Origin of the sequence: Maribellus sediminis (assembly GCF_011799805.1) — a bacterium.
In the GTDB taxonomy this organism is placed as follows: domain Bacteria; phylum Bacteroidota; class Bacteroidia; order Bacteroidales; family Prolixibacteraceae; genus Draconibacterium; species Draconibacterium sediminis_A.
Genome location: NZ_WXUB01000002.1, coordinates 12,749 through 35,538, shown reverse-complemented (window position 1 = coordinate 35,538; position 22,790 = coordinate 12,749). Strand labels below are relative to the sequence as shown.

The following is a 22,790-nucleotide window of genomic DNA, read 5'->3' as shown; positions in this document are numbered from 1 at the left end:
TTAGTGCCTCAGCGTTAACGAAACATTGTAACATATTTCATCACCCATGCAATTTAACTCATACTTTCCGGGATATAAAATTTCAAGCCGTTTTCTCACATTTGCAAGGCCAACTCCACCCTTTTTCTTTGAATTGGAGCCGCGCTGAATTTTGGGTTGACTGTTCTTAGTTCTAAATTGAAACTGTCCGTTTTGTAGCTTTATGCCGATATTTATATATGGACGATCCGGATCGGGTGAACACCCATGTTTGAAACAGTTTTCAACGAATGTGAACAAAATCATCGGAGCTATTTTCATACGCGTAACATCGCCATCTACCTTAAAATCTATACGAAGACGATCGCCATACCGCATTTTTTCCAGTTCAATGTAATTCTGAATAATTCCTATCTCGCGTTCCAGCGGTATTTCGCGTTCGTTACATTCATACAAAACCGAGCGCAGAAGATCGGATATTTTTGCAATGCCTTCCGATGTTTTTGTCTTATTCTCCAAAGATAGTGCATAGAGGTTATTCATGGTGTTAAAAAGGAAATGCGGATGCAATTGTGCTTTTAGAAGATTGAGCTCTTTCTCGAGGTTTAGTTTTTCAATCTTGTATTTTTCTTCCTGCTGCTCGTGCCACAATTTGTAAAACTTGATGACAAAAGCAATGGCCACCATAAAGTTTGTTTCCAGCAGCAGGTATATCGACGTTAAATCGAAAATCGCACCAAAGGTAAGCGGCACTCCGCTAATGATCATCAGAGAAACAGCTTCGCCAATGGTCGTAAAAAACATTAGAAGTACGATTAGAACGAAGTTTTTCAGAAGTTTCCTGCTTTTCAGATACGAAGGCAAAATACCGTAAATTGTAAGGTAAGTGGCCGACATTACAAATGGTAACATTACAGCTGTCTCAATTAGATGCTGATTGTAGTTCTTACCGTATTTGCCATAAAACAGGCCAAAAAACAAGACATAAAACGCCCAAAAAGCCACATGCAGACTGATTCGGGTTATTGTCTTTTTTGTTGTTTCAGAAATCAAAGTTTGATACACAAATCCCTAGAATTATCTTTTTGTCCGATTAAAGTTATTGAATTTACTTGCAAGTATCACCATGTTTACGAAAGGAAGTCGGTTTCTTTAATAATGTTAGCTTATTAGTTTAATTATGAAAAAATACCCCGTGTTTCACACGAGGTATTTTAAATCTCACTCTCAAAAATTCTCACTATTATAATGTTTCGGTGTTGTCAACAAAAAAAACCCCGCCCTCTGGCGGGGTCCTTTCAATTCATACATTTCTATGAAAAATTGCGCTGTTTAAATGTTTTCTACTTTGTTAGAAATTTGCCTGGTATTCTTCATTTACCAGTTCAGGGAAGTAACAGGCAATCAATCCCAGGTAATCGTCGGTTGATTTTTTACCCTGGCAGATTACGCGTTGTGAATAGTAACTTACCCTGTTTAATTTCATATTCATTTCTTCTTCAGGAATTTCCTGGAAACGTTTTTCAATTTTCTTTACTCCAAAAACTCCGTTCTGACAGTTGTACTGAACTTCGAAATCGTCGTTGCGTACAATGAAAGTTTTGCATTTTTTCTCGTCCACCACTGCTATTTTAACTCCGTTGGTTGCATTTTCATACCTCAAATCGTAAGTTTCAAGAACCTGGTTGTCGAACACGATAGGTGCTTCAGAGTGCGTAATAGTGTATTGTCCTAATTCACTCAATGAATTTCCACTCATTGATTGTCCGTCTTTAATTTTTGCATTGGCAACTACACTAAGAAGAATGACACAAATTGCTAAAAGAACTGATCTTGTTTTCATGATTTACTGTTTTAATTGTTTATTGTTTTCGTAATCAAATATAGATAAGACTTTGATGCAGCGCCACTTAATTCAGCAAGCAACATACGAACATCTGCGAACGGTAATTTTATTCTACGAATTTGATTCACTGGTTTTGCACCACAAACACCCTAATAAAAGAGTATTTAGTAGCTTTTTGAAGATCGAAATACCCATTTTGCAGAGCGAAAGGCTATTTTGGCGTAGATACACCCATTTTTACCGACCAGCATTAAATATTGCGAAAAGCATTTCAAAGTTCTGCATTTATCTGTTTTCTTTGTATATATCATGGAAATTGCATCGATCAGTCAGATAAAAAAGGAACTGCAAAATTTGCCACCTGAGGAGCTCAATGAGATCATTCTTCGACTGGCCAAGTACAAAAAAGAAAATAAGGAGCTGCTCAGCTACCTGCTTTTCGATGCATGGAACGAAAATGAATACATACGTCAAGCAAAAGAAGAAATCGACCTGGAATTTCGGAGTTTAAACCGAAGCAGTTTTTACCTCGCCAAGAAAACCATTCGAAAAGTGCTGCGCACTACCAAGAAATACATTCGTTTTTCAGGGAAGAAAGAAACAGAAATTGAACTTTTATTGTATTTCTGTAAAAAGCTAAAAAATTCAAAATTAAATTATAAATCAAGCCGCGTAATTTTTAACTTGTACATTAACCAGGTAAAACGTATTGAAAAGGTTATTTCCATGATGCATGAAGATCTGCAATACGATTACCGCGAAGCGCTGGAAGCACTTTAAGCGCCAAAACTTTTAACTAAACCCGGTGTTGCACTATATATAACATTCAAACATGACTGCTATTTTCTGGTTTCGAAGGGATTTGCGTTTAGAAGACAACACAGCTTTCATTCAAGCGCTTAAGCAATACGATCGGGTTATTCCACTCTTTATTTTCGACACCAACATTCTGGATGAATTACCGGCTGACGACGCTCGCGTTTCATTTATCTACCAGCAACTGGAGTCGCTTCACCTGCAATTAAAAGCTAAAGGTTCGGGTTTGATAGTTCGCAATGGCAAACCTGTTCATGTTTGGCGCCAACTGTTAAAAGAACTCCAACCACAAGCTGTATTTTATAATAAAGATTATGAGCCGTATGCCCTGAAACGAGAGAAAAAAATAAATGAGTTGCTGCAACAAAATCACGTGTCCGTACAAAATTTCAAAGACCAGGTAATTTTCGAAGAAGATGAAATAGTAAAAGCCGACGGCAGCAATTACACTGTTTTCACGCCTTACAAAAACAAATGGCTCGATAAATTCAAGGAAACAGGTTTGCCGCCTGTACAGGAAACACAATGGAAACACCTGGCTAAACTCGATGAACAGTTTCCCGAGCTTGAATCTTTCGGCTTTAAGGCATCTTCGATAAAAGTGCGAGGTTACGATCTTTCAAATCTTGAAAATTACAACAAGGTCCGTAATCTCCCCGGAAAAGACGAAACCAGTTATTTAAGTGTTCATCTGCGTTTTGGTACCGTAAGTATTCGCGAAATTGTTAGAAAAGTATACGAGAAATACCCTGTCTTTTTAAGTGAATTGATCTGGCGCGAGTTCTTTATGCAGATACTTTATCGCTATCCTCGTGTTGTTCACGAAAATTTTAAGCTCAAATACAATGGTATTCAGTGGCGAAACAATGAAATGGAGTACGAACGCTGGTGCCGTGGCGAAACAGGTTACCCGATGGTGGATGCCGGCATGCGGCAACTCAACCTTACCGGATATATGCACAACCGTGTGCGAATGATAACCGCAAGTTTTCTCTGCAAACACCTGCTCATCGACTGGCGCTGGGGAGAAGCTTATTTTGCAAAGAAATTACTCGATTTTGAATTAGCGTCGAACAACGGGAACTGGCAATGGGCTGCTGGAACCGGTTGCGATGCAGCTCCATACTTCCGGGTATTTAATCCGGCTGAACAGCAAAAAAAGTTCGACAAGGATCTGAGCTACATCAAAAAGTGGATCCCCGAATTGGACAGCTTTAGCTACCCTCCCCCGATGATCGACCACAAGTACGCCCGCGAACGTGCATTGAGGACCTACAAAAAAGGGATAATTGAAACTGACTAGCGTGATATTTTCAAAATATTTAAATTAGTTGGATCAAATGAACTACCATGCCACAAACCTGTAAAAACTGCGATAACGAATTTGACGGACAATTTTGTAACAATTGTGGCCAGAATGCCAGTCTTCACAAAATCAACCTGAAATACCTTTGGTTTGATTTAACACAGGGATTGCTCAATTTCGATACCGGATTCTTTTACACCGTTAAGCAACTACTCTCCCGCCCGGGGCATACCGCCCGTGAATTTATCGAGGGTAAACGAGTGGCTCATTTTCGACCAGTTTCGTTCCTGATAGTAATTACCACAATCGAAGCGTTGCTTTTTCATTTCACCGGCTTTAAAAATGAGGTAGCAACTTTTGATCCGAATTCTGAATTTGCGACTCAACTGGAGGCTATGAGCGAGTGGATGGATCAACATCAGTCGATCATTATATTAGCTTCCCTGCCATTTTATGCTTTTTGGACCCGGCTGTTCTTTAGGCGTCAGAACTATAATTACGCCGAGCTGCTCATTCTGAATATCTTTGTTGCTGCCCAGCGAATTGTTGTCGGATTTCTTATTTTCCCGGTATTTTATATTTTAAATCTGGAATACAACTTTTACACTGACAGCACAGTTATCATTAGTTTTGTTTTAATTGCCTGGATTTATGCACAATTTTTCAAACAAGTACGCAGAATTAAATCCATAACGCTGGCATTGCTAACCAACTTTTTGTCATTTATAAGCTTTTATATTTTTGTAGTTTTAATAATGTTCCTTGGAATTTTAGTACTTAAATAGGTCAACAAAAAAGCTAACAATACAACTGAAAATGCCATTTTGGAGCTATCGCTTCCGCAGATAGGTATCCTGAACCATCTCACCCAAAAACACTTCTGATTTTACCAGAGAAAACCTCATACGATTGGAAAGTTCTCCGAACAAGGGAATTCCACCACCCAACAAAACGGGAATTCTGGTAATGATCATTTCATCAATCAGGTCTTTTTTTAAAAATACCTGAATGGTTGATCCGCCATCAACATACAATTGCGAATAGCCCTGGCTATGAATCTCTGAAAGAATCTTCGCGACCGGGCCGGCTACCAAACCAACTTTGCCTTCCAACTCCTGAGGTACGGTCTTTAACTTGCTACTCCAAACAAAAACGGGTTTTTCATAAGGCCAGGGAATTCCAAAACTCAGCACTTTTTCATAAGTCTTTCGTCCCATTAATAAAGCATCAGTGCGCTCCATAAAAGTGCGATAACCCATGTCAATCTGATCTGGAATAGGAATATCATTTAACCAATCAATTCCCCGTTACTGTCGGCAATATAACCGTCGAGGCTGCAGGCTAAAAAAGCGCGGTTAGTCATCACTCTTATTTCATCAGTTCGCGTAATTTTTCTTCCTGCTCAGCTCCCCAGTAACCACAATCCAAACGAATAAATACTGATGTATATGGAATTGTCAGGTTGGTTTTCAATACCAGAACATTGAATAACTTGGCAGCACCGTCAATATCAGCTATAAGCTCTTCGTGCAAGACTTTTGTTGTGTTCCTGCCCTGTATCAGCTTGTACAAATTATCGCGATAAGCTTCAATTCCCGCTGTCTCTCCCTCCGGCACATAATCAAGTTCTTTATCCAGGTATATTTCAGGAAATACGTGAGAAGCCTTTTCAACAGCGTCCAAAACTTCTTTTACTACCTCCAACTGATCTTCTCCTGTTACCAGTGTTTTAATTGCTGGTTTGCTTTGAAGCGGATAAGCGGCATCAACTACCAAAATCCAGTTTCGATGTCCGAGTAAAGGCAGTTGTTCCTTTAGTTCCTCTCTCCAGTTATTTTGTGAAAAGCTTGTTGATGTCATAAAGAGTACACTTATAAATGCAATTACGAATTTATTCATGATATAAAATATTAACAAACCCCTTTTTTCAAAATTATCAAAAGCTGACGAATGTACAAGCTTCGAGATTTGAATCAAGTCATAAAAAAACCCTGCATTGCTGCAGGGTCTTTATTAATTATATTTCAAGTGCTATTTTACAAACATTTTTTAGAACTCCCACTACCATTGACATTTCCGGTAACTTCCCAGGTATTGCCCGATTTCAGCAAATCATCAACACAGGTAATTTTCCTGGTTTTCTGAATTTCATTTATCTGGGCTTCCATTTCCACGTCGTAAACCGGAGCAGGTACTGCACGAATCACACCAAAGGCAACAGGGAAATCCGGCAATTTCATATTGATGAGTGCCAGGTGCAAAGTCGGATCCTCTTCCATGGCATCATGAACAAGAATATCATCCAATGTAACGCCGTTTTCGCCAATAACCACAACTCTGAGTTTACCTTTATCGAAAATCAGTCCTTTTTCGTTTTCGGCACCAAACAACATTGGCTTTCCATGTTCCAGTATCAGCTGACGATCGGCACGGTGATTCGGGTCAGTAATTTCTGAGTGTATTCCATTGTTAAAGATCACACAGTTCTGCAGTACTTCTACCACCGAAGTTCCTTTGTGCTTTTCAGCTTCCTTTAAAACAGACTGGCTGAGCTTCAGGTTACCGTCAATTGAACGGGCAAAGAACGAACCACGTGCACCAATTACAAGCTGCCCGGGAACGAAAGGATCTTCCACTGTTCCGAATGGCGATGTTTTACTTACAAAACCTCGGTCGGAAGTTGGTGAATACTGTCCTTTGGTAAGCCCGTAAATCCGGTTGTTAAACACGATCATGTTCAGATCGATGTTACGGCGAATAACATGTATAAAATGGTTTCCGCCAATAGCCATTGAATCGCCGTCGCCACTCATCACCCAAACACTCAGTTCGGGATTGGCAGCTTTCACACCCGATGCAATGGCCGCTGCACGACCGTGGATGGTATGAAAACCAAAAGTATTCATATAATACGGAAAACGCGACGAACAACCGATACCTGAAATAACGGCAAATTGCTCTTTCGGAATTCCCATTTCGGCCATTGTACGTTGCACGGCATTTAAAATGGCAAAGTCGCCACAACCGGCACACCAGCGTACTTCGTTGTCGCTCTTAAAATCTTTTATTGTGTAATTTAATTCAGTCATTGTTTAGTCCTCCAGCAATTTGTTGATACTCTCTTTCAACTCGCTAACCGTAAATGGCAATCCTTTTACCTTGTTTGCCTGATGATAGGTGAACTGTGGCAATTGATCGCGCAGATAAGCGGCAAACTGTCCAAGGTTCAATTCACAAACTATGATCTTTTTGAACTTGCTGAAGATCTCTGCTGTATTTTTTGGAAGTGGCTTGATATAATTGAATTGTACCAGGCTTACATCTTTTCCTTCCATACGCAGCTGGCGCACCGAACTGATCAGGTGACCGTAGGTTCCACCCCAGCCAACAACTAAAACTTCTCCACCATCGTCATCACCGCAGATTTCAAGTTCTGGTATCATATCAGCTACCCGCTGCACTTTGTTCTCGCGGATCTCGGAATTTACCTGGTGGTTTTCAGGATCGTGACTAACGGTTCCCGATACATTCTTCTCCAGGCCACCGATCCGATGCTCAAATCCCTTCATTCCCGGGTAAGCCCATTCGCGTGCCAAAGTTTCTTCATCGCGGCGATAAGCCTGGAATACTTCGGCATCTTTTGCAATTCGTGGTGTTATGGAAGGAAGCTCAGCCATTGACGGAATTTTCCATGGTTCGCTGCCGTTTCCGAGGAAACCATCGGTTAACAACAATACCGGAACCATGCGTTCGAGCGCAATTTTCGATGCCATGTAAGCATAGTAGAAACAATCAGAAGGTGTACTGGCAGCCAGCACAACAACCGGGCTCTCACCATTTCTTCCATACAGTGCCTGCATCAAATCAGATTGTTCGGTTTTAGTCGGTAATCCGGTTGATGGACCCCCGCGCTGAACGTTGACAATAACCAGCGGCAGTTCAGCCATAACAGCCAAACCAATGGCTTCTGACTTTAATGCCAAACCGGGGCCTGATGTTGTTGTAACAGCGAGACTTCCTGTGAAAGCAGCACCAATTGCAGAAGCAATACCGGCAATTTCGTCTTCAGCCTGAAAAGTTTTCACACCTAAATCTTTACGTTGCGAAAGTGCTGAAAGAATATCTGTAGCCGGAGTGATCGGATACGATCCGAGGAAAAGCTGCAGACCTGATTTTTCGGCTGCGGCTAAAAGTCCCCAGGCAGTAGCCTGATTTCCGTTAATATTCCGGTAGGTTCCGTTTTCAATTTCAGCAGGATGCACCAGATAACTTGGTGTCATGTGCTGCATATTCATTCCGTAGTTGTAACCATCTCGCAACACTTTAATGTTGGAATCGACAACTACCGGTTTCTTTTTGAATTTGTTTTGAATAAACTCCTCGATATATTCCAGCGGACGGTTAAACATCCAGCAAACCAATCCGAGGGCAAACATATTTTTACTTCGGAGTACACTTTTATTGTCGAGCCCAAATTCCTTTAATCCTTCCTGTGTAAGACTGGAGATTGGAACTGCAATCTTAGTATAATCCAGCATGTTAAGTTCTGCAAAAGGATCATCGGTTGCAAAGTTGGCCTTCCTCAGATTCTTTTCTGTAAAAGAATCCGAATCGTAAATAATGGTACCGCCCGGACTCATAAAACGGGCATTAGCTTTTATTGCGGCCGGATTCATGGCAATCAGTACATGCGCATTATCACCCGGTGTGTTAATCTGTTTGTGTCCGAATTGTACCTGGAAACCGGAAACACCACCAACTGTTCCCTGGGGCGCACGAATTTCGGACGGATAATCAGGAAAAGTGGAGATATCGTTTCCCAGTAGCGCCGTAGCATCTGAAAACAAAGTTCCCGTCAGCTGCATTCCGTCACCCGAGTCACCGGAGAACCGAATCGCAACCTCCTCAAGTTCTATTACCTTAGTATCTTTCATACGATTAAAATTGTTTATTTTCAACAGCATCGCCTGAAACTCATCCCAACTGTTGAAAAATTGTCAGTTCATATCAGTTTTAAGCATCCGATTTCTGTTTAATTAAACCGGATCATTCATCTCGAATTCCAACATCCCGGTACGCTTTCTTTCTGTTTTTCTATTCCGTAAAGAATATTCAAATCATAAAAAAAACGACTCTAAAATTAATAATTCATAATTTCAGAACCGATTTCGCTGATGGTTGATGTCTACTTACAAGACAAATGTAAGCATTATTTAATAAGTATATTAATGACTTATATGATAGTTTTTGGGATTTTATATTTTTGTATCCTATTTAAATTCAATACAGATAATGGCACTAATAAGGACACTAAAAGGGAAAACGCCGAAGATTGGGAAGGACTGTTTTTTGGCTGAAACAGCTACGTTGATCGGTGATGTTGAAATAGGTGATAACTGTAGTATCTGGTACAGTGCAGTGCTGCGCGGAGATGTTCATTATATAAAGATTGGTAACAATACAAATGTACAGGATAACGCAACCATTCATGCCACTTATCAGAAGTCGCCAACTAACATTGGTAATAACGTAACCATTGCACACGGCGCCATTATTCACGGTTGTACTTTGCAGGACAATGTAATGATTGGAATGAATGCAGTGGTACTCGACAATGCTGTTGTTGAAAGCAACTCGATTGTTGCTGCCGGATCGGTGGTTACAAAAGGTACGATTGTGGAATCGGGAAGTGTGTATGCAGGAATTCCTGCTAAGAAGGTAAAAGATATCAGCCCGGAACTGCTGCATGGCGAAGTCAACCGAATTGCCAACGCCTACCACATTTATGCTGGCTGGTATAAAGAATAAGCCGGAATCCCTGAAGGAATCCCGGCTTATCTGAAATTTATTTTGTTCTGATTTTATGTCCTTTCAATCCGTAGTAGAGGATGTAAAGAAATCCCGGAACTACGATCCAATAAGCATCCTGCGCACCAACTGCATCTTTTACAAAACCATATAATGTTGGGAACACTGCTCCACCTACAATGGCAATTACCATTAGCGACGATCCTGTTTTTGTAAATTTACCCAAATCGGTCATGGCAAGTGGCCAAAGTGCCGGCCACATCAGCGAACATCCCAATGCCATAAATACAATAAAGAAGATAGAAATATTTTCAGGCATGAGCACAACCATCAGCGAACCAAAAATGGCAATGATTGAAACGATTTTGAGTGCCTGCGACTGGCTCAAATATTTTGGGATAAACAGAATACCTCCAATGTACCCCAGCACCATTCCTACCGGAGCAATCCAGGCATAAGCTTCTGGATTTGGCAAGCCAATACTTTCGGCATAATCGATCAGCGTTCCAAGCGAAATGGTTTCAACCCCCACATAAATGAACAGGGCAAGTACGCCTAACAGCAAGTGCGGAAATTGCCAGATTGACGTCTTTCCAACGGCGTACGGACAATCTTCAGCAGCTTCGTCATCTTCTCCTGCTGCTTTAACTTCAGGTAGCGGCGCCAAAAGTGCCAGAACACCCAACACCAGAAATACACCAATTATTATAGCAAATGGCAGGTAAATATCGGTAAGTACAACTTCATCAACACTTTTGCTGATAACAAGCGCCAGGAACAGCGGAGCAATCGGCCAGGCCAGTTTATTGGCGATACCCATAAAACTCATTCGCTTGGCGGCACTCTCAATCGGCCCCATAATAGTAATGTATGGATTTACTGATGCCTGCAGAAAAGCATTTCCTGCCCCACTAATAAACGAGGCTACCAGAAACAACATCAGGCTTTCGTTCTTTGCTGACGGGATAAAAAGCGCAAAGCCAACAGCAAACAACAGAAACGATGCAGCCATAGTACGTTTGTACCCAATTTTTGAAATAAGCAGTGAAGCCGGATAACCAAAAATCAAAAATGCCGAAAAGGTTGCTGCCAGAACCAGGTACGATTCACCTGAAGAAATTTCAAGTGCATTATTCAGTAATGGCACCAGGTAACTGTTAATACCGAGCGCAAAGCCAATGGCAAAAAACATGACTCCGATAATGACCAGAGGCCATAAATAGCGCGCTGCATTGTTGGATGAATTTGTCTTCATTCGTTGTAAATTATTATTATTAAATTAGTTAATCGGTATTTTCATAGAAAAAAGCCTGGCAAAACCACGTCATTTTCTCGTTTTAATACTTTAAAAATTATACCATTGCGAAGATAATCGTTTCGATTTATTTTCAAATAACCAGCCATTCTTTTTAATTTTTTTAATTTCTTTTAAGTCTTTTGTTTTTTTTCCTGAATTAATTTTTATTTCTTCGCAATAGCTTTAAAAGAGAATTAAAGAACGTTACTTTCCTCACCAAATGCTGCTGTCATTTAAATTGATATGTACTTTTGTCGGGAATACTAAATAGTGAAAATAAAATGAAACCTACACTTCTAATTTTAGCAGCCGGAATGGGCAGCCGCTTCGGCGGATTAAAGCAAGTTGAACCGGTTGGGCCAAACGGCGAAGCAATAATCGACTATACCATTTTTGATGCCATTCGCGCAGGCTTTGGCAAAGTAGTTTTTATTATTCGGGAAAGTTTTGCCGATGCGTTCCGCGAGAAATTCGATGCCAAACTAAAGGGGAAAATCGACGTGGAATACGTGTACCAGGAACTGGATAATCTGCCCGAAGGTTTTACCTTGCCCGAAGGCCGCGAAAAACCCTGGGGAACTGCCCATGCTATCCTGGTTGCAAAAGATGTTATTCATGAACCTTTCTGTGCACTTAATGCCGACGACTTTTATGGCCGCGAAGCCTACAGTGTGATGGCTAATTTCCTGAGTACCACAAAAAGCGAGTCGGAATATTCGATGGTAGGTTATCAACTCAAAAATACACTTTCCGAATTTGGTTCGGTTTCGCGTGGTGTTTGTTCGGTTGACGCTGCCAACAACCTGGAAAAGATTGTTGAAACAACCAAAATCGTAAAAAAGGGCAACAGTGTAGTTTCAATCGAAGAAGACGGAAGCGAACACCCGATGACCGGAAACGAAAGTGTTTCGATGAACCTTTGGGGATTTATGCCTTCGATATTTCAAACGCTGGAACAAAAATTCATCGAGTTTCTGAAAGCTGATATTGATAAACCAAAATCGGAAATGTATATCCCGTCGGTTGTTTTCGAAATGATCGGTGAAAAACTGGCGACAGTAAAAGTGCTGGAAGCGAATTCGCCGTGGTTCGGGGTAACCTACAAAGAAGACAAACCTTATGTTGTGGAAAAACTTCGGAAACTGATCGATGCCGGCGAATACCCTGAAAAACTGTGGGACTAAACGCACTTATTATTAATTACTAAACTATTCTACAAACATTTATGACGACACACTTAACAGAAATTGCAGCAAACTTTCAGCTTGAAGGACAAATAACAGAAGTAGCTCCTCTCGGCGAAGGTTTTATTAACGATACTTACATTATTAAAACTGCGGGCAACTCGCCCCGATACATTCTTCAGCGTAAAAACAAGAACATCTTCTCTCCTATTCCGGATATGATGGATAATATCCAGAAGGTGTGTCTCCATATTAAAGAAAAGGTTGAAGCTGCAGGCGGCGATCCGCTGCGTGAAGCAATGACCATTATTCCGGCAAACGACGGAAAACTGTATTTTGTGGATGAAGAAGAAGAATTCTGGGCGGTTTGCCTGTTTATTGAAGACACCATTGCTTATGCAGCTGCCGAAACTCCTGAATTAGCATATTCGGGTGGAAAAGGTATCGGTCGTTTCCAGTCGCTGGTGGCCGATTTAGATGAAACGCTGGTAAATATCCTGCCCGGATTTCATGATATCCGTTACCGTTTTAAACAGTGGGACGAAGTGTTGGCAAAAGATCCTGTTGGCCGCAAAGCAAGTGTTGCAACAGAAATTGCCTGGATTGAAGAAAGAAGACAGGAAATGCTCGATTTCTGGAAGTTGGTGGAAGATGGAAGCATTCCAACCCGAATCAGCCATAACGACACCAAAATCAACAATATACTATTCGACCAAAAAGGTGATGTGCTTTGCGTGATTGACCTGGATACCGTGCTTAGCAGCACCGTTCTGAACGACTTTGGCGATGCCATGCGTTTCTACACCAACACCGGGCTCGAAGACGACGAGAACCTCGACAATGTTTCGATGGATCTTGAAATCTACAAAGCTTTTGCAAAAGGTTATTTAGAGGAAACCAGCCATTTCTTAACGCCGCTGGAGAAAGATTACCTGGCATTTTCGGCAAAATACATTACCTACGAGCAGGTGCTTCGCTTTTTAATGGATTATATTGACGGGGACAATTACTACAAAGTAAAATCGCCGGAACACAATTTGGTTCGTACTCGCGCACAATATAAATTGCTGCAAAGCATGGAAGAACAGTATGCAGCCATGCAAAATGCGATTAAAGAATTAAGTTAATAGTTTGAAGCAATTCATATTTCGGCGGGTGACTTTAGGTGAAAACAAAGAGTCACCCGTTGATTTTTCATGCGGTTTAGTCCGCTGATTCATTATTGAAGGCTGAATATTGAAAAAACAACTTAAAACGAAACGGTTTTTGCCTCAACAGGCCGCCCCATAAAAAGGCTGGCTTTGTTGTTAAAGTTTTCAGCTGATTCGGTGGTGTCAAAAACCACCTGTCCCGATTTCGACAGTCGTGTTTCAATTTCGGGATGACGCTGCAGGTAATCCACCAGTTTCTCGGCAACAATGTGCCCCTGTTTCAAAATACTGATATGATCGGGAACGTATTTTTTGATCACCTGTTCGAGCAATGGATAATGCGTACAACCTAAGATCAACGTATCGAGGTCTTTATCTTTTGCCAGGATATTTTCAATGTTCTTACGAACGAAATAGTCGGCGCCCTCGCTTTCAATCTCGTTGTTTTCAACTATCGGCACCCACATCGGACAAGCTTCCTGCACCGTAGATTTCACACTGCCTTCCGACCACTTTTCCAACTCAATCGGATACGATTCGGAAACAACAGTCCCCGCGGTACCCAACACCCCCACATGGCCGTTTTTAGTTATTTCGGCCACCTTTTCAACACTTGGCCGGATAACTCCAAGCACCCGGTTCCGGGGCGCAAGAGTTGGCAAATCGAGCATCTGGATATTTCGCAATGCTTTGGCTGAAGCGGTATTACAAGCTATAATAATCAGAGGACAGCCCTGCTCGAAAAGGTATTTAACCGCTTGCAAAGTATAACGGTAAACCACATCGAACGAACGTGTTCCATATGGCGTCCGGGCATTGTCGCCAAGATAAAGAAAGTCGTATTTCGGCAAGGTCTTTTCGAGTTCCTTTAAAATAGTAAGACCACCATAACCTGAATCGAAAACACCGATTGGTGCGTAAGTTTTTTCTGACATATTGAGGATATCAAAAGTTGAAAAAGTGTTCGCTTCTAATTAATTCATCCTTTTTCTTACTTCAATCAACTTTATTAACGTTGAACTGCCAGTTCGTAAGCGTCGTCGTAAAATTTACCCAGGTTCGACCAGTCGAAATGCATCGATGCTTCTTCGCACTTGTAGCGCAAGGCAATCCTGTCGCGGCGCGATTTCTGAACAAAATCGAACAGGATATTGGCCAGTTCTTCGGCACCACGGTGGAAATTACCGTCGGTACGGTCGATAATAAACATACCTTTTTCTTCGTGATCCTTAACATTATTCACCACATAATCGCCAAAACCTGCCAGGTTACTGGTAACCGATGGTATTCCACTTGCAAGGCACTCGAGCGGTGTGTAACCCCAAGGTTCGTACAAGCTCGGAAAAATACCCAGGTGGCATCCCCTTACAAACTGCGTGTAATCCATTTTGAACAAAGGATTCGAAGTAGATATAAAATCCGGATGGTATACAATTTTAACCTTATCGTGCCGGTTGTTCACCAGGTTCGAGGTACGCAGGAAATTTAGTATTTCGTCCTTGGCATCATCCACCAAAGTGTGGGTAACAACCTTTGGTAAATTGTGCGATTTCCAACTTTGAACATTTCGTCGGAGTTTCAGTTTCAGGTAGTCATCCACCATGGCACTCAGGTCAGGAAATTCGTAGGCACCGCTGGCTGTTGTAATTCGTGTATATAGTCTTTGTCCCAACTGTTCCTTTATTTCGTCAACCACGCGGTGAACGTCTTCTATCATCGCCTTCGACTGTAACACATCGGGATTAAAGGTGTAAAACGGCCGCTTGGTAATAAAGAACGAAACCACGGTCATGTCGGTGCCGGCTTGCTGCATTTTCCAGTTTAGCCGGGCCAGAGCTTCCAGTGTCAGGTCGTAGCCTTTATTCTGGTATTCGTAGCGCCCCGACGTAAAAAAGTAAAGTGTTTTATTCAGATCGAAAGGATAGCTCTGAAAGAAATGCCCCATCACAAATTCATGGATCTGGTTCTTCACCTGCACGTGCTGGTTCTGTATTTCATGTATCGCCTCGAAGCGCTGAATGTTCAATCCATTCGGGAGAATTCTGTCGGGAGTTCGGCCAAGCAAATGCGTACATTCTTTGGCAGTAACTTCACTTACCGTGGTAAAAACATGTGCTCCGTGTGCCGAGGCCCGTTCAATTTCGGCAATAGGTTTTACATTAAACTTGATAGCTTCCTGTTCCCAGTTGTAAAACGGCAGGTGGTGGTAAAACTCATGATCATTCATAGCCAGGTAGCGGCCAAGCAAGGTGGCATGCGTAGTAAAAACGGTTTTAATATTCAGGTTCGACTTTCTGATTCCGGGTATTGGTATTCCGGCCATCCATTCGTGGAAATGTGCGATCACATTACTTTCGCAATAGTTGTTGGCACACAGAAAATGAAAGAATTCTTTTACCTGGAAACCAAACGCAGCAACCTTATCCAGCAACTCATCGCCGTTAGGTATAGAAATGTGATAATCCTGGTAAAGCATGTGCTTTATTTCGTCGAGCTTATCGTAAACCGAATACGGGTTGAACAAAACAACATTGGGCCGGCCTGAAACGATCCACTTTCCGTAGTGCACATCGAAACCGCGCGACTGCATTTCAAGAACAGCCTTGCCGATGGGTGTTGAATAATCCGTTGCCGGGTCGAAATGTGCTGCCGCCTGGTCTTCGAAATAAGGCCCAACCAGAAAATAATTACCAACTCCCCATTTATCGATCACCGATGGAACTTTCGAACGTATGACCGTATATATTCCGCCAACCTGATTACATACTTCCCATGCAATCTCGAATAATTTCGTACTCCGTACAGTTGCCCGGCTTGTCCCCTCTTTTTTCTTTTCGGCGGTGCTCATCTTCTTTGATTCATTAAAGTTAGTTGACACTAAATATAAGTTTAATCTCTTTTCCCACCAACACCAGCCAATAAAAAAGCCACCTGTCGTAAAACAAGTGGTATTTTATTAAAATTCGTTTATTTTTTAGGCAATGAATACTTCTTAAAAACGATTCTTGCATTTATTCGAAAAGCCTCACGCGTTATTTTGAAATTCATTCTTTAACAGGATAATGGTCGGCATCGGCATAAATCAGCTTCCATTCTCCCTCACGTTTTTCCCACACAAAAGTATTGGGGCCGGTAGCACGGGTGATGGTACCGTCTTTGGCAACAATCGAGTCAGTAAAAATGAAAGAAGAAACCGCATACTGATCTCCGAGCGGAATAATTTTCAAGTCTGTCCAATCGGAATGAAAGGCTGCCAATGATTCCATGAATGCAAATGAGCCGGCTTTTACCTGCTCGTAGTTCGTATAATTTCGATCAGCCAGCATGGTAAATTCGGGCCATAATAAATCGATTATTGCCTGTGCATTCATGGCTGTATCAGCCGCATGAAAATCATAAACACGGCTTTTAACCTGGTCAATGACCACCGCTGTATCAGTTTCCTTACTATTTGTCAGCTGAACACAGCTTGAAATCAAAAACACTAATCCGGTTAAAAATGTAAAAGGTAATTGAAGCTTCATGGTATGTAAAATAAGGATTTTGGTTTAAACGCAAGCAATTGTTGTTTGTTCGTCTTTCATTTCAAAACCTTTTATCAAACGATTTTCCGTTAAACGTATACACTCCACCTTCTGCCATTCCAAAAAGAAAATATTTGGTTGGATCTTCGCCGCTCTTACGCAAATGTATCGCGTAACATAAAAGATTTAACTGCTTGGGAAAGGATTTGCATTGCAGCCGAACAAAAGAATAAATTTAATTCGGATAGCAATAACCATTAGAGATTTACTCCACAAAAATAAGCCCAGGATGGTTTCCGGTGATGCTTCGCCCGCCGTTTGGTGTAACCACAAAGGTGTTTTCAATTCCAACCATTCCAACTCCGGCAATTCCCTTTTTAGGTTCAACTGCAAAAACCATATTTTCCTGCAAGGGCAGTTTGAAACCTTTTGCAATTACCGGCAATTCATCAACAGTTAATCCAATACCGTGCCCCAGGAATTTCACCTGTCGGCTTCCAAAACCCATAAAATTTCTTTGAAAATCAGGACTTAGGCTGTCCATAATCGTTTCGTAAATCACCTCCGGAGAATTGCCTGGCTTGAGTAAATCGACCACGCTATTTTGAATCTCAACACATTGCTTTTGAATTTCCTGAACTTCTGCTGGAAGCGGGGTACCAAACATGTATGTCATTGTTTTGTCGGAATGATAGCCATTTACGCCCAATCCCATATCTACAAATACCAGGTCGCCCTTTTTCAAAAGCCGCTCGCGACTTCCCAGACTTGGAACGGCAGCTGATAAACCACGGTTTCCACCCGGTCCATCGAAGTTGGTCGACATAAGTGAACTTTCGCCAAAGCCGAGCTGTGCAACAACAATATCGGTATCGTGCATGGCAAAACGTGCCGTTCCCTGGTGGCCTTCCTTCACCATCAACTCAAACAACTCGGCTGCCAGATCGGCTTCGCTCATTCCTTCGCGCAATAAACCCGGCACTTTTTCTTCGAGAATACTGCGGTGAATTTCTCCGGCCTCTTCCATAAATTTCAACTCCCAATTTGATTTCACCGATCGTGTCATGGCTAGCTGAAAGTCGAGCGATTGGTAGTTTTTAAAAGGAAAATGTTTCTGAACGCGGCTTAGCATTGCCAGAGGTACAAACTCAACCTCCAGGTACACTTCATCCGGCACCGAAGAATAAGTCACAGCGGCATCGCGATAGCTGTTCATCGGCCTCAGGTTGGCGAATTCAGATTCAGCGATTGCCCGGTCGTAACTTCTGCGTACCCAGAAAACCGAACTTCTGTCGCGTTCTATTATCAACATACCTTCAGAGTAGGTTCCCGTAAAATAAAACAGGTTGATCTTACTGAAAATCATGGCCATTTTCCAATCCGGATGTTGCTCATCCATAATTCCACAGAAAACCGTCATTCTTTGGTTTAACTCGGAGGCAGGAGTCTTGATATTCATACTACTATATTTGCCTGCAAAAGTAAAGCATTAATGCGATCTTTAGTTTTTAGCTGCGTGCAAAGAACAGGCAAATGTTGTGGCTTAATACTGTGCTAACACAACTTTAGAGGAAACATTCAACTTTTCTATATGAAACCCTGGCTCAAGTCTATCACGCCTTTTTTATTCAATCCCTATTTTTAAGACCGGGGATAGTCAAGCCACAGACAATGTAAAATATGGATCCGAGTCTGTTGAAACACGTTCGGATCGGATCCGTGCTAGCACAAAAAAAGCCGCTCTGCAAACAGAACGGCTTTCGATATCTTAAAGAAACAGTGTGATTACTGCCCCAGTTTTTCAAGAATGGCGTTGTACTTGTCCATATCTTTCATACGGTAGTACAGGTTTTTCAACGACTCAAGCGTATTAATATCTTCAGAATTCAGCTCAAGGCATTTTTCCATGTAAGGCAATGATTTTTCGAACCACTGATCAGCTTTTTTCAGTTCTGCTTCGTATTTCTCGTTTTCGTTTGCAGGAACCTCTCTGGCCACATCTATTTGCTTCACACCTTTGTTGTAATACAAAGCGCCAAGGTTGTAGTAGGCATTAAAGAAAGTCGGATCAACTTCCATGGCTTTTTCGTAGCATTTAATTGCATTTTCTTCATCGCCAAAACGCTCGTATAAAGTACCCTGTGCAAAGTGATAAGTAACGTTATTTGGATCCTGCTTGATTGCCATGTCCAAATATTTCATCGCTTCCTTAGTCTGATTGGTTTTAAGGTACAAGTCGATCATGCTGGTCAGAATATTATTATCGTCCGGATATTTTTCAAATCCTTCCTGAGCCACTTTCAAGGCACTTGTAGTGTCATTCATCTGCAGGTAAGAATCCGACATCATTCGGTAACAGCTTTCTGCATTATAACCATGTTTTGCAGCTTCCCCGTAATACTCAATAGCTTTGGTATACTTCTTCGCATTGTATGCAGCCAAACCGGTGTTGAAAATAATTACAGTATCAACAGCATCAGGATTATCAGCTTTTACTATGTCGATGTTCTGAATATCAAGAATCTGCTCGAAAGATCTCAGTGCAGTTTCGTAATCGTTAGTATTAAAAGCTTCAACTGCCTGGTTGGTCAGGTCGTTGGTCAACAGTGTCAGTTTAATTTTAACGCTGTTAGAGCCTTTACCTTTGTCGTCGAGTTCCAAAGCTTTTTTGTACGATTCCAAAGCTGTTGTTAACGGATCTTCCGCTAAAGCTTTCACATTGGCATCCTGACTCTCAAATATTGCCTGGTAAATTTCGCCACGAACTTCCCATGTTTTTGACCATGGAATAGATTTTTCAGCCTTCTCGTTAGAAGGATCAGTGGCTTCCTTAATGGCTTCCAAAGCCTTGTCGAGTTTACCGGTGTCTTTAAAATTCTGAGCACTTGTAACCTTACCTTTTTGGGCAAAAGCACCTCCAAAGGCAAACAATAAGGCCAGTAGAATAATTGATTTTTTCATCTGATAAAATTTTAAAGTTTTTTGTCCATCACGTCTTCTTTTTTACTGTTCAGAAGTGCCGCGACTCATCATATTATTTTATAATTTTTTGTTTTTAAAAATTTATGCAAAAATATACGTTTTCAAATGTTATCGCAACCCGAACAAAAAATATCAGTTATTTATTCCTGTTCTAAGTTATTTTCTTCATTTTCAGAACCTTCATTTTCACGATTTACATTTTCTGAAGCGTCATCCTCAGGACTTCCATTCTCAGGACCTTCAGTTTCAGAAGCTTCTTCTTCTCCGTTGGTATCTTCCACTGTAACACGGGCTACCGATGCAATACTGTCGTCATCACGAAGATTAATTACCCGAACCCCTTGAGTGGCACGGCCCAAAACTGAAATCGAGCTTACAGCCAGTCGGATAGTTAATCCTTTTTCGGTAATGATCATCAGATCGTTTTCGTCCGAGACATTTTTGATTGCAATCAGGTCACCGGTTTTTTCGGTTACATTAATGGTTTTTACACCTTTTCCACCGCGGTTGGTTACCCTGTAATCATCAATTTTAGAACGTTTTCCGTAGCCGTTTTCAGAAACAACCAGGATGTCTTCGTTCTCATTCATTACACAAATCATACCAATCACCTCATCCTGCTCACTTCCAAGTGTAATACCACGAACTCCCGAAGCTGTTCTACCAATCGGACGAACAATGCTTTCGTTAAAGCGAATAGCCTTACCCGAACGAACTGCGATCATTACTTCGCTGCTGCCGTTGGTCAACCTTGCTTCAAGCAGCTGGTCGCCTTCCTTAATGGTAATGGCATTCACACCATTCTGACGCGGACGAGAGTAAGCCTCCAAAGTGGTTTTTTTGATGATACCTTTTTTAGTAGCCAGAATAATATAATTGTTGTTGATGAATTCCTGGTCGGCAAGTGTTTTTACTTTTATAAAGGTCAACACTTTGTCATCCGGTTCAATGTTCAGCACATTCTGAATGGCGCGGCCTTTCGATGAGCGCGTTCCTTCAGGAATCTGGTAAACTTTCAACCAGTAACATTTTCCTTTTTCGGTGAACAGCAACAGCGTGTTGTGCATCGAAGCAATAAAAATGTGTTCCAGGAAATCTTCATCGCGGGTTGTACTTCCTTTCGAGCCAACACCTCCCCTTCCCTGTGTACGGAATTCGGTAAGCGGTGTACGTTTAATATACCCCAGGTGCGAAATGGTGATTACCATATCTTCATCAGCATAGAAATCTTCAGGATTGAACTCTTCAGCGTTTGGCACTACTTCAGTACGTCTTTCGTCGCCGTATTTGTTCTTCATCTCCTGCAGTTCATCTTTGATAATCTGCATACGAAGATTCACATCCGCCAGAATCTTTTTGTATTCTTCAATCTGTAACATGATTTCTTCGTATTCTTTTCGAAGTTTGTCCTGTTCCAGTCCGGTTAACTGACGCAAACGCATTTCAACAATTGCACGCGATTGTACATCAGAAAGATTGAAGCGTTCAATCAAACTATTACGAGCTTCTTCGGGAGTTGAAGATCCACGGATAATTGCGATCACTTCGTCGATGTTGTCGCTGGCAATAATAAGCCCTTCAAGAATATGTGCACGTTTTTCGGCCTGTTCCAGTTCGTACTGGGTGCGGCGGGTAACTACCTCATGACGGTGATCCACAAAGTGATGAATCAGCTCTTTCAGGTTCAGTAATTTTGGCCGGCCTTTTACCAACGCAATATTATTTACACTGAACGAAGTTTGCAGCGCCGTGTACTTGTATAGCTTATTCAGTACAACGTTGCTCATGGCATCGCGTTTCAGGTCGTAAACCACACGCATACCTTCACGGTCCGATTCGTCGTTGATGTTCGAAATACCTTCAATTTTCTTTTCGTTCACCAGGTCCGCCGTTTTCTGAATCATTTCGGCACGGTTAACCATATAAGGAATTTCCGTAACAACGATTTTTTCGCGGCCACCTTCATTCTCAATATGTGCTTTACCACGAATTACAACACGCCCGCGGCCGGTTTCATAAGCATCTTTCACTCCCTGGTAGCCATAAATAATACCACCTGTAGGGAAATCGGGTGCTTTTATGATCTCAACCAAATCATCAATTTCGATGTCGGTATTTTCGATGTATGCGATAATGGCATCGATGGTATCGGTAAGGTTATGTGGTGGCATATTGGTAGCCATCCCAACCGCAATACCCGATGTACCGTTAACCAGCAATTGCGGTATTTTTGTTGGCAACACCGAAGGCTCGCTCAGCGATTCATCAAAGTTTGGGTTAAAATCTACTGTATTTTTATCCAGGTCTGCCAGGGTTTCTTCCGAAATTCTCGACATCCTGGCCTCGGTATAACGCATGGCAGCAGGACTGTCGCCATCAACCGAACCAAAGTTTCCCTGACCATCTACCATTGGGTAGCGCAACGACCAGTGCTGGGCCATACGTACCATGGTAAAATATACTGAAGAGTCACCGTGCGGGTGGTACTTACCAAGTACCTCACCAACAATCCTGGCCGACTTTTTATAGGGTCTGTTTGAAAGAATTCCAAGTTCGTGCATACCGAATAAAACCCTGCGGTGCACTGGTTTAAAACCGTCGCGTACATCAGGTAATGCACGTGACACAATTACAGACATTGAATAATCTATGTAAGCAGACTTCATCTGCTCTTCAATATTTATTCGAATAATCTTTTCACCTTCTGACATTATATCTCCTTTCACTAAAAATTATCACTTTTAAAAGACCCACAAAAATAGTAAAATCATTGATTTTTAAGCCGCTCTCGAAAGTCTTTTGAATCTACAATTTAGATAAGATATCAACAATTCAACTGCCATAAATGCAGTTTTAGGTTTAATGATTTGATAACTTATGACAATAGGATTCCCCCG

At 41.6% G+C, this 22,790-nt stretch carries 19 protein-coding genes; 6 read left to right on the top strand and 13 right to left on the bottom strand.

Annotation, left to right across the window (positions count from 1 at the left end; translation table 11 throughout):
• Both HFD85_RS06995 and HFD85_RS06990 read right to left on the bottom strand, forming a co-directional pair.
• The gene (locus HFD85_RS06995) at positions 1-1,032 is read right to left on the bottom strand and encodes a sensor histidine kinase (RefSeq protein WP_167606885.1); all 1,032 of its coding nucleotides are present in this window, start codon (positions 1,030-1,032) and stop codon (positions 1-3) included.
• Between the two features lie 298 nt (positions 1,033-1,330).
• Entirely contained in the window at positions 1,331-1,822 is a 492-nt protein-coding gene (locus HFD85_RS06990) for a hypothetical protein (protein WP_167606882.1), read from the bottom strand.
• A gap of 312 nt (positions 1,823-2,134) precedes the next feature.
• On the opposite strand from HFD85_RS06990, the gene HFD85_RS06985 reads away from it, so the two are divergent.
• From HFD85_RS06985 to HFD85_RS06975, 3 genes are read left to right on the top strand one after another with little or no spacing between them, the layout of a single operon-like run.
• Entirely contained in the window at positions 2,135-2,605 is a 471-nt protein-coding gene (locus tag HFD85_RS06985; RefSeq protein WP_167606879.1) for a hypothetical protein, read from the top strand.
• A 52-nt stretch (positions 2,606-2,657) separates the two neighbouring features.
• Positions 2,658-3,944, top strand: coding sequence for a cryptochrome/photolyase family protein (locus HFD85_RS06980; RefSeq protein WP_167606876.1), 1,287 nt, complete (start codon positions 2,658-2,660; stop codon positions 3,942-3,944).
• Between the two features lie 47 nt (positions 3,945-3,991).
• On the top strand, positions 3,992-4,732 hold the full coding sequence (locus HFD85_RS06975) for a DUF3667 domain-containing protein (protein WP_167606873.1): 741 nt from the start codon (positions 3,992-3,994) through the stop codon (positions 4,730-4,732).
• Positions 4,733-4,777: 45 nt separating this feature from the next.
• Here the strand turns inward: HFD85_RS06975 and HFD85_RS06970 are convergent, their stop codons facing one another.
• The 4 genes from HFD85_RS06970 to HFD85_RS06955 form a co-directional block, all read right to left on the bottom strand.
• Entirely contained in the window at positions 4,778-5,206 is a 429-nt protein-coding gene (locus HFD85_RS06970; protein WP_206081897.1) for a dihydrofolate reductase family protein, read from the bottom strand.
• A gap of 109 nt (positions 5,207-5,315) precedes the next feature.
• Positions 5,316-5,846, bottom strand: a complete 531-nt coding sequence (locus HFD85_RS06965) for an RbsD/FucU domain-containing protein (RefSeq protein WP_167606870.1) — start codon at positions 5,844-5,846, stop codon at positions 5,316-5,318.
• Between the two features lie 137 nt (positions 5,847-5,983).
• Positions 5,984-7,036 carry a 2-oxoacid:ferredoxin oxidoreductase subunit beta gene (locus HFD85_RS06960; protein ID WP_167606867.1) on the bottom strand — a complete coding sequence of 351 codons (1,053 nt, stop codon included), beginning with the start codon at positions 7,034-7,036 and terminating at the stop codon, positions 5,984-5,986.
• Between the two features lie 3 nt (positions 7,037-7,039).
• Positions 7,040-8,881 carry a 2-oxoacid:acceptor oxidoreductase subunit alpha gene (locus HFD85_RS06955; protein ID WP_167606864.1) on the bottom strand — a complete coding sequence of 614 codons (1,842 nt, stop codon included), beginning with the start codon at positions 8,879-8,881 and terminating at the stop codon, positions 7,040-7,042.
• A 358-nt stretch (positions 8,882-9,239) separates the two neighbouring features.
• Here HFD85_RS06955 and HFD85_RS06950 point away from each other — a divergent pair, with 358 nt between their 5' ends.
• Entirely contained in the window at positions 9,240-9,755 is a 516-nt protein-coding gene (locus HFD85_RS06950; RefSeq protein WP_167606861.1) for a gamma carbonic anhydrase family protein, read from the top strand.
• Between the two features lie 37 nt (positions 9,756-9,792).
• On the opposite strand, the gene gluP is transcribed toward HFD85_RS06950, so the two are convergent.
• Positions 9,793-11,010, bottom strand: a complete 1,218-nt coding sequence (gluP, locus tag HFD85_RS06945; RefSeq protein ID WP_206081896.1) for a glucose/galactose MFS transporter — start codon at positions 11,008-11,010, stop codon at positions 9,793-9,795.
• A gap of 323 nt (positions 11,011-11,333) precedes the next feature.
• On the opposite strand from gluP, the gene HFD85_RS06940 reads away from it, so the two are divergent.
• Both HFD85_RS06940 and HFD85_RS06935 read left to right on the top strand, forming a co-directional pair.
• Complete coding sequence (locus HFD85_RS06940) at positions 11,334-12,236, top strand: nucleotidyltransferase family protein (protein WP_167606858.1); 903 nt, start codon at positions 11,334-11,336, stop codon at positions 12,234-12,236.
• 41 nt (positions 12,237-12,277) lie between these two features.
• Entirely contained in the window at positions 12,278-13,363 is a 1,086-nt protein-coding gene (locus HFD85_RS06935) for a phosphotransferase enzyme family protein (protein WP_167606855.1), read from the top strand.
• Between the two features lie 122 nt (positions 13,364-13,485).
• Here the strand turns inward: HFD85_RS06935 and murI are convergent, their stop codons facing one another.
• The 6 genes from murI to gyrA form a co-directional block, all read right to left on the bottom strand.
• The gene (gene murI, locus HFD85_RS06930; RefSeq protein WP_167606852.1) at positions 13,486-14,322 is read right to left on the bottom strand and encodes a glutamate racemase; all 837 of its coding nucleotides are present in this window, start codon (positions 14,320-14,322) and stop codon (positions 13,486-13,488) included.
• 74 nt (positions 14,323-14,396) lie between these two features.
• Positions 14,397-16,265 carry a glycosyltransferase gene (locus tag HFD85_RS06925; protein ID WP_206081895.1) on the bottom strand — a complete coding sequence of 623 codons (1,869 nt, stop codon included), beginning with the start codon at positions 16,263-16,265 and terminating at the stop codon, positions 14,397-14,399.
• A 166-nt stretch (positions 16,266-16,431) separates the two neighbouring features.
• On the bottom strand, positions 16,432-16,911 hold the full coding sequence (locus tag HFD85_RS06920) for a nuclear transport factor 2 family protein (protein WP_167606849.1): 480 nt from the start codon (positions 16,909-16,911) through the stop codon (positions 16,432-16,434).
• Between the two features lie 265 nt (positions 16,912-17,176).
• Complete coding sequence (locus HFD85_RS06915) at positions 17,177-18,370, bottom strand: M24 family metallopeptidase (RefSeq protein ID WP_167606846.1); 1,194 nt, start codon at positions 18,368-18,370, stop codon at positions 17,177-17,179.
• Positions 18,371-18,696: 326 nt separating this feature from the next.
• Positions 18,697-19,872: a tetratricopeptide repeat protein gene (locus HFD85_RS06910; RefSeq protein ID WP_167606843.1), complete on the bottom strand. Its 1,176-nt coding sequence runs from the start codon at positions 19,870-19,872 to the stop codon at positions 18,697-18,699.
• Positions 19,873-20,033: 161 nt separating this feature from the next.
• Positions 20,034-22,619 (bottom strand): DNA gyrase subunit A, encoded by a 2,586-nt coding sequence (gene gyrA / locus HFD85_RS06905; RefSeq protein WP_277345451.1) that lies wholly within the window; start codon positions 22,617-22,619, stop codon positions 20,034-20,036.
• Positions 22,620-22,790: the final 171 nt, after the last annotated feature.

What these genes read in the sequence shown, in the direction of transcription:
- HFD85_RS06990 (WP_167606882.1), bottom strand. Translation starts at nt 1,822, where the DNA reads ATGAAAACAAGATCAGTTCTTTTAGCAATTTGTGTCATTCTTCTTAGT.
- HFD85_RS06985 (WP_167606879.1), top strand. Translation starts at nt 2,135, where the DNA reads ATGGAAATTGCATCGATCAGTCAGATAAAAAAGGAACTGCAAAATTTG.
- HFD85_RS06980 (WP_167606876.1), top strand. Translation starts at nt 2,658, where the DNA reads ATGACTGCTATTTTCTGGTTTCGAAGGGATTTGCGTTTAGAAGACAAC.
- HFD85_RS06975 (WP_167606873.1), top strand. Translation starts at nt 3,992, where the DNA reads ATGCCACAAACCTGTAAAAACTGCGATAACGAATTTGACGGACAATTT.
- HFD85_RS06970 (WP_206081897.1), bottom strand. Translation starts at nt 5,206, where the DNA reads ATGGGTTATCGCACTTTTATGGAGCGCACTGATGCTTTATTAATGGGA.
- HFD85_RS06965 (WP_167606870.1), bottom strand. Translation starts at nt 5,846, where the DNA reads ATGAATAAATTCGTAATTGCATTTATAAGTGTACTCTTTATGACATCA.
- HFD85_RS06960 (WP_167606867.1), bottom strand. Translation starts at nt 7,036, where the DNA reads ATGACTGAATTAAATTACACAATAAAAGATTTTAAGAGCGACAACGAA.
- HFD85_RS06955 (WP_167606864.1), bottom strand. Translation starts at nt 8,881, where the DNA reads ATGAAAGATACTAAGGTAATAGAACTTGAGGAGGTTGCGATTCGGTTC.
- HFD85_RS06950 (WP_167606861.1), top strand. Translation starts at nt 9,240, where the DNA reads ATGGCACTAATAAGGACACTAAAAGGGAAAACGCCGAAGATTGGGAAG.
- gluP (WP_206081896.1), bottom strand. Translation starts at nt 11,010, where the DNA reads ATGAAGACAAATTCATCCAACAATGCAGCGCGCTATTTATGGCCTCTG.
- HFD85_RS06940 (WP_167606858.1), top strand. Translation starts at nt 11,334, where the DNA reads ATGAAACCTACACTTCTAATTTTAGCAGCCGGAATGGGCAGCCGCTTC.
- HFD85_RS06935 (WP_167606855.1), top strand. Translation starts at nt 12,278, where the DNA reads ATGACGACACACTTAACAGAAATTGCAGCAAACTTTCAGCTTGAAGGA.
- murI (WP_167606852.1), bottom strand. Translation starts at nt 14,322, where the DNA reads ATGTCAGAAAAAACTTACGCACCAATCGGTGTTTTCGATTCAGGTTAT.
- HFD85_RS06920 (WP_167606849.1), bottom strand. Translation starts at nt 16,911, where the DNA reads ATGAAGCTTCAATTACCTTTTACATTTTTAACCGGATTAGTGTTTTTG.
- HFD85_RS06915 (WP_167606846.1), bottom strand. Translation starts at nt 18,370, where the DNA reads ATGAATATCAAGACTCCTGCCTCCGAGTTAAACCAAAGAATGACGGTT.
- HFD85_RS06910 (WP_167606843.1), bottom strand. Translation starts at nt 19,872, where the DNA reads ATGAAAAAATCAATTATTCTACTGGCCTTATTGTTTGCCTTTGGAGGT.